Here is a 962-nt window from a genome sequence, read left to right on the forward strand (position 1 = left end):
CCAATCAAACTTCGTGATAGCTGGTTCTCTCCGAAATGCATTTAGGTGCAGCGTTGCGTGTTTCTTGCCGGAGGTAGAGCTACTGGATGGCCGATGGGCCCTACAAGGTTACTGACGTCAGCCAAACTCCGAATGCCGGTAAGTGAGAGCGCAGCAGTGAGACTGTGGGGGATAAGCTTCATAGTCGAGAGGGAAACAACCCAGACCACCAACTAAGGTCCCAAAGCGCGTGCTAAGTGGGAAAGGATGTGGAGTTGCTCTGACAACCAGGAGGTTGGCTTAGAAGCAGCCACCCTTGAAAGAGTGCGTAATAGCTCACTGGTCAAGTGATTCCGCGCCGACAATGTAACGGGGCTCAAGCACGCCACCGAAGTTGTGGCATTGACATTATTGGTAGGCCTTCGTGGTCCAGCCGTGTTGATGGGTAGGAGAGCGTCGTGTGGCCAGCGAAGCGGCGGTGGAAACCAGCCGTGGAGGCTACACGAGTGAGAATGCAGGCATGAGTAGCGAATGACGTGTGAGAAACACGTCCTCCGAAAGACCAAGGGTTCCAGGGTCAAGCTAATCTTCCCTGGGTAAGTCGGGACCTAAGGCGAGGCCGACAGGCGTAGTCGATGGACAACGGGTTGATATTCCCGTACCGGCGAAGAACCGCCCAAGCTAATCCAGTGGTGCTAAACGTCCGAGCCTTCACATCGTTGCCTTCGGGTGACACCGTGGAGGGGAGCACGTGACCCCATGCTGGTGCGGTTAGCGTATTAACAGGTGTGACGCAGGAAGGTAGTCCAAGCCAGGCGATGGTTGTCCTGGTGCAAGTGCGTAGGCCGAGTCGTAGGCAAATCCGCGACTCCTACAGGCTGAGACACGATGCGGATAAAAAGTGGATGATCCTATGCTGCCGAGAAAAGCATCGACGCGAGGTTCTAGCCGCCCGTACCCCAAACCGACTCAGGTGGTCAGGT

Annotated in this window: 1 rRNA gene; it reads left to right on the forward strand. The window is 55.8% G+C overall.

Annotated features, from left to right (window positions below):
* Window positions 1-962: ribosomal RNA gene (locus WFJ36_RS17085) — 23S ribosomal RNA — on the forward strand; the annotation flags it as partial.

Origin of the sequence: Microbacterium sp. MMO-113 (genome assembly GCF_037148555.1) — a bacterium.
Taxonomy (GTDB): domain Bacteria; phylum Actinomycetota; class Actinomycetes; order Actinomycetales; family Microbacteriaceae; genus Microbacterium.